Origin of the sequence: Moorena sp. SIO4A5, from assembly GCF_010672005.1 — a bacterium.
In the GTDB taxonomy this organism is placed as follows: Bacteria; Cyanobacteriota; Cyanobacteriia; order Cyanobacteriales; family Coleofasciculaceae; genus Moorena.
This window is the reverse complement of record NZ_JAAHHZ010000298.1, coordinates 1-5560: the sequence shown is the minus strand read 5'-3', so window position 1 is coordinate 5560 and position 5560 is coordinate 1. Positions and strand designations below refer to the sequence as shown.

Genomic DNA, 5560 nt, shown 5'->3' with positions numbered 1-5560 from the left:
AGGGACTTCAATGCGGCTATTTTGGGCTCAGCCTTGTCTAGGGACTTCAATGCGGCTATTTTGGGCTCAGCCTTGTCTAGGGACTTCAATGCGGCTATTTTGGGCTCAGCCTTGTCTAGGGACTTCAATGCGGCTATTTTGGGCTCAGCCTTGTCTAGGGACTTCAGTGCGGCTATTGTGGATTCCCCTAGGATCTGATTGGCAGCTGTGGTTAGGTGGAAGCTATCCCAGAATAAAAACTCGTCTGGATTAGCACAGGCAATTAACTTTACTTACATTTAAGCATTTTTCCGTCACATTCGTGAAACCAAAGTTTCCAGGATTGGCCAACATCTGATTAAATAGGTCATACTTATCAAACGATATCAGGTTAATGTCAGGTAATGATTGGCTCAAAACGTTAAGGGTGGAGTCCAACACAGAGTTATGCTGCTCGGTCAAATCCGTGAGGCGAGTCGATAATACACTACCTGGCCTGAGTCTTGGAGGCATCTTTCCCAAATCCGCTAAGTTAAGCACTAGGAAATTGCGAGCACCAAAGTTATACAGGGAGTTCAGTGCTGTCTCTATATTGCCTACGACCTGAGTCGGATTAGGAGGGTCAAAAGTCCGGTAATCATTGCTACCCGCCCACAGAATATAGAGGGCGTTGGGGTCAGCCATCTGATCAGATACAATCAGGTCATTGGTAAACCCTGCGACTTGGGTGAGTAATCCCGGTAAGCCTCCGAACTCACCAATACCACCGAATCCGGTTTCAGCACCACCAAAAGCAAAGTTGACGCTTTGATTAGTCGTCGCACCATTGAAGAAAAAACTCGCCCGAGGGCCATCGGGAGTGATAGTGATTGGAGAAAGTATCGGGACATTCGGTAACAGCACCGACAAGTCAGTAGATGGCTTCACCTCTATGTCCAAAGCATCTGCTAGATAATCTACCCAGATCGGACCATTGCTAAAACGTCCCTCAAAGTAGGGTGGACTCTGGGGAGTGATGGGAATGATGGGATTTACCTGATTGCGTGCCTTACTGAGATTGAAGACATTGCCAGGATCCGATAGGCTATCACCAAACACATAAAGATTACTGAAATCTAAATCATATGCCCTAGCTTCAGAGGGCAAAATTAAAGTGAATAGAGAAAATCCGAAGGCCGTAATTGCGTTTTTCATTTTTGATTGTCTGTGATTGTGTGCAGCCCTTTCAAGCCAAAACTAAAAACCTACAGACATAGAGTACTGGTTTTGGGTGACCCTCTTTATTAAGAGCTGGCAAAATTTTTGGATTATAGTATAAATAAAAAGTAAAGTATTACAATAACTTTAATCAGAGTATATTATTTATTTCATAGTAATGAGGTAGACACTATTATTCTCCTATTCCCAATTCCGAAGTTCCCTCTTATGACTTCCCTACTCCCTGCTACCTTTTGAAGTTATCAATCCTACTTATTAGTTATTATTGAAAGTTTCATAAAATTCTCATTTTTGCTTAACCATTCTATTATTAAGCAACGCCGAAATTTCCCCATAGAATTTACCAATAGTAGTATCCAACTATTAAGTATCAATTTAGGATCAACAGTGACAGCTCGGAAAGCTGCCACTGTGTTATGTTAGATGGTACTATCTAAAAGAATTTATTCAACTCTTTCCGAAACAACCAGGCCAGCCCTATCACTCCTAAGGAGGCAGAAGACGCTGGTTCTGGTACAGACTTAGACTCAGCCTTAGTCTCAGCCTTGTCTTGGGACTTCAGTGCTGCTAAGGTGAATTTCGCTAGGATCTGATGGCCAGCTGTCGTTGGGTGGGTGCTATCCCAGAATAAAAACTCGTCTGGATTAGCACAAGCAATAAACGTTGTTCCATCTAAGCACTCTTCGGTCACATTCGTGAAACCAAAGTTTCCAGGATTGGTCAAAATCTGATTAAATAGGTCATACTGATCAACGGATATCAGGTTAATGTCAGGTAAAGATTGCCTCAAAATGTTAAGGGTGGAGTCCAATACAGAGTTATGCTGCTCGGTCAAATCTGTGAGGCTAGACGATAATACACTATCTAGTCTCAGTGATTGAGGTATCTTTCCCAAATCTGGTAAGTTAAGCACTAGGAAATTGCGAGCACCAAAGTTATACAGGGAGTTCAGCGCTGTCTCTATATTGCCCACGACCTGAGTAGGATTAGGAATATCCATACTCTGATAATCATTGCCACCCAACCACAGAATATAGAGAGCGTTGGGGTCAGCCATCTGATCAGATAGGATTAGGTCATTGGTGAACCCTGCTACTTGGGTCAGTAATCCCGGGGACAACGCTTCGAACTCACCAAGGCCAGACACTCCGGTTTGAGCACCACCAACAGCAAAGTTTACACTTTGATTACTCGTCGCACCATTGAAGAAAAAACTCGCCCGAGGACCATCGGGAGTGATAGTGATCGGAGAAAGTATCGGGGAATCCGGTAACAGCACCGATAAATCAGTAGATGGCTTCACTTCTATCTCCAGAGCATCTGCTAGATAATCTACCCAGATTGGACCATTGCTAAAACGGCCCTGAAAGTAGGGTGGACTCTGGGGGATTATGGAAATGGTGGGATTTAACTGATTGCTTTCCTTACTGATATTGAAGACATTGCCAGAATCCGATAGGCTATCACCAAACACATAAAGATTAGTGAAATCTAAATCATATGCCCTAGCTTCACAGGACAATATTAAAGTAAATAGAGAAAATCCTAAGGCCGTAATTGTGTTTTTCATTTTTGATTGTCTGTGATTGTGGGTAGACCTTTCAAGACAAACCTAACAACCTACAGACATAGAGTACTGGTTTGGGTTACTCTCTTTATTAAGAGCTGGCAAAATTTTTGGATTATAGTATAAATAAAAAGTAAAGTATTACAATAACTTTAATCAGAGTATATGCTTTTTTCATAGTAATGAGGTACACACTATTATTCTCCTATTCCCAATTCCGAAGTTCCCTCTTATGACTTCCCTACTCCCTGCTACCTTTTGAAGTTATCAATCCTACTTATTAGTTATTATTGAAAGTTTCATAAAATTCTAATTTTTGCTTAACTATTCTATGATTAAGCAACGCCGAAATTTCCCCATAGAATTTACCAATAGTAGTATCAAACTATTAAGTATCAATTTAGGATCAACGGTGACAGCTCGGGAAGCTGCCACTGTGTTATCGTGTAAGCATTCAGCTATCAGCCGTTGGCCGTTGGCCACGCTACGCGAACAGCGGTCAGCTAATCAACGGGAGGTAGTAAACAAGCTGAGGGGTGCTAGTACGGCTGGTTGGAAATCCCTGCTCGTTTTATTCATCCGACCCCGTGTAGTTAAAGCACCTGCTAGCACCTCAAGTAGCACCATCTGTAGCGCATTAGCTGATAGCTGATAGCTGACGCCTGAATGCTTACGTTATCGTTAATAGTAAAATCTAGCAGGATTTATTCAACTGTTTCCGAAACAACCAGGCCAGCCCTATCACTCCTAAGGAGGCAGAAGACACTGGTTCTGGTACAGACTTAGACTCATCCTTGTCAAGGGACTTCAGTAATGCTATTGTAGATTCCGCTAGGATCTGATGGCTAGCTGTGCTTGGGTGGATGCTATCCCAGAATACAAACTCGTCTGGATTAGCACAAGCAATAAACGTTGCTTCATCTAAGCACGTTCCCGTCACATTTGTGAAACCGAAGTTTCCAGGATTGGTCAAAACCTGATTAAATAAGTTATTGGCATCTAAGGATATCAGGTTAATGTCAGCTAAGGATTGGCTCAAAACGTTAACGGTGGAGTCCAACAGAGAGTTATGTTGGTCGGTCAAATCCGTGAAGCCAGTCGATAATAAACTACCTAGCCTCAGTGATCGAGGTATCTTTCCCAAATCTGGTAAGTTAAGCACTAGGAAATTGCGAGCACCAAAGTTATACAGGGAGTTCACTGCTGTCTGTATATTGCCCACGACCTGAGTAGGATTAGGAGGGTCTACACTCCGGTAATCATTGGCACCCGACCACAGAATATAGAGGGCGTTGGGGTCAGCGATCTGATCAGATACAATCAGGTCATTGGTAAACCCTGCGACTTGGGTGAGTAATCCTGGTAACAACGCCCCGAATTCACCAAGGCCAGCTAATCCAGCTTGAGAACCACCAAAAGCAAAGTTTACGCTTTGATTAGTCGTCGCACCATTGAAGAAAAAACTCACTCTAGGGCCATCGGGAGTGATAGTGATTGGAGAAAGTATCGGCGAATCCGGTAACACCACAGACAAGTCAGTAGATGGCTTTAGGTCTATTTCCAGAGAATCTGCTAGATAATCTACCCAGACCGGACCATTGCTAAAACGTCCCTGAAAGTAGGGTGGACTCTGGGGAGTGATGGGAATGGTGGGATTTACCTGATTGCTTGCCTTACTGATATTGAAGACATTGCCAGGATCCGATAGGCTATCACCAAATACATAAAGATTAGTGAAATCTAAATCATATGCCCTAGCTTCAAAGGGCAAAATTAAAGTGAATAGAGAAAATCCGAAGGCCGTAATTGTGTTTTTCATTTTTGATTGTCTGTGATTGTGGGCAGGTTTCAATCGAAAACTAAAAACCTACAGAGATAGATTACTGCTTTGGGTGACTCTCTTTATTAAGAGCTGGCAAAATTTTTGGGTTATAGTATAAATAAACAATAAAGTCTTACAATAAATTTAATCAGGCTGGATATGGTATCATGTCCGGGAGCATCGATAGTGTAAAGCGTGGGTAATTGATAATTGGTAATCGGGAATTGGTAAGTGTGATTACTACCAAGCTATTCCCTATTTACCCTTACCGATTACTAAAACAAACAACAACAAAGAACACGACCGAAACAACCGGACACGATCTGACAGGTTAGTCGCTTTTAAAAAAATACGGTTATGGCATTTAGATACTCTACCAGTGGTGCTACATCAGTCATTTCCAGAAGAGTAGCTGAAAAATCTTCTACTTATTCTCCTAGCAAGAATGAACTCCATGATGTCCAGGAGCCGATTATCACTGCTCCCCTAGAAGTGCGCCGAATTATAGAGCGAGTATTGCAAGCAGAAAAGGATAAACTCTATATGAAAACTCCCCGTAATATTAATGATGATATCTTGAGAATTGTCAAGGAAGAAGTGCAATGAAGCTGTTATCGATTCAGCTATGTAATTTTCGTCAGTTTTATGGTAAAACTCCCGTGATTGTGTTAGCCAGTGGTGAGCAAAACACTACGATTATTCATGGGAATAATGGTGCTGGTAAGACTACCATACTAAATGCTTTTTCGTGGGTACTCTATGAAAAGTTTAGTGCTGCTTTTGCCTCAGAAGACCAACTGCTGAATAAGCGAGCTCTTGCTGAAGCTCAGTTCAATAAACCAGTAGACTGTTGGGTAGAAGTGGCATTTGAACACAATAATAAACGCTACCAAGTCAAACGTCTATGTCGTACTTACAAAACTGAGGTAGGAGTTGAGCAAAGTAACACGGAACTGTATCTCCAAATTGCTGGA

7 protein-coding genes are annotated in these 5560 nt (G+C 42.2%); 4 read left to right on the top strand and 3 right to left on the bottom strand.

Features of this window, described 5'->3' with window-relative positions; genetic code table 11:
* Window positions 1-198, top strand: a 198-nt coding sequence (locus tag F6K57_RS35485) for a hypothetical protein (protein ID WP_293072697.1), incomplete at its 5' end; no start/stop codon positions are given.
* Window positions 199-249: 51 nt separating this feature from the next.
* Here the strand turns inward: F6K57_RS35485 and F6K57_RS35480 are convergent.
* On the bottom strand, window positions 250-1173 hold the full coding sequence (locus F6K57_RS35480) for an SGNH/GDSL hydrolase family protein (RefSeq protein ID WP_293072695.1): 924 nt from the start codon (window positions 1171-1173) through the stop codon (window positions 250-252).
* 457 nt (window positions 1174-1630) lie between these two features.
* Window positions 1631-2767, bottom strand: coding sequence for an SGNH/GDSL hydrolase family protein (locus F6K57_RS35475; RefSeq protein ID WP_075896047.1), 1137 nt, complete (start codon window positions 2765-2767; stop codon window positions 1631-1633).
* Between the two features lie 328 nt (window positions 2768-3095).
* Here F6K57_RS35475 and F6K57_RS35470 point away from each other — a divergent pair, with 328 nt between their 5' ends.
* Window positions 3096-3416 (top strand): hypothetical protein, encoded by a 321-nt coding sequence (locus F6K57_RS35470; RefSeq protein WP_158069355.1) that lies wholly within the window; start codon window positions 3096-3098, stop codon window positions 3414-3416.
* A 42-nt stretch (window positions 3417-3458) separates the two neighbouring features.
* Here the strand turns inward: F6K57_RS35470 and F6K57_RS35465 are convergent, their stop codons facing one another.
* Window positions 3459-4583: an SGNH/GDSL hydrolase family protein gene (locus tag F6K57_RS35465; RefSeq protein WP_293072692.1), complete on the bottom strand. Its 1125-nt coding sequence runs from the start codon at window positions 4581-4583 to the stop codon at window positions 3459-3461.
* A gap of 360 nt (window positions 4584-4943) precedes the next feature.
* Here F6K57_RS35465 and F6K57_RS35460 point away from each other — a divergent pair, with 360 nt between their 5' ends.
* Both F6K57_RS35460 and F6K57_RS35455 read left to right on the top strand, forming a co-directional pair.
* A complete protein-coding gene (locus F6K57_RS35460; protein ID WP_071102399.1) occupies window positions 4944-5192 on the top strand; it encodes a hypothetical protein in 249 nt (82 codons plus the stop codon).
* The coding region (locus F6K57_RS35455; RefSeq protein ID WP_293072690.1) for an ATP-binding protein at window positions 5189-5560 on the top strand (372 nt) is incomplete at its 3' end. The genes F6K57_RS35460 and F6K57_RS35455, both read left to right, overlap by 4 nt.

Excerpts from the sequence above, each read along its gene's own strand:
- F6K57_RS35480 (WP_293072695.1), bottom strand. The coding sequence starts at position 1,173 with ATGAAAAACGCAATTACGGCCTTCGGATTTTCTCTATTCACTTTAATT.
- F6K57_RS35475 (WP_075896047.1), bottom strand. The coding sequence starts at position 2,767 with ATGAAAAACACAATTACGGCCTTAGGATTTTCTCTATTTACTTTAATA.
- F6K57_RS35470 (WP_158069355.1), top strand. The coding sequence starts at position 3,096 with ATGATTAAGCAACGCCGAAATTTCCCCATAGAATTTACCAATAGTAGT.
- F6K57_RS35465 (WP_293072692.1), bottom strand. The coding sequence starts at position 4,583 with ATGAAAAACACAATTACGGCCTTCGGATTTTCTCTATTCACTTTAATT.
- F6K57_RS35460 (WP_071102399.1), top strand. The coding sequence starts at position 4,944 with ATGGCATTTAGATACTCTACCAGTGGTGCTACATCAGTCATTTCCAGA.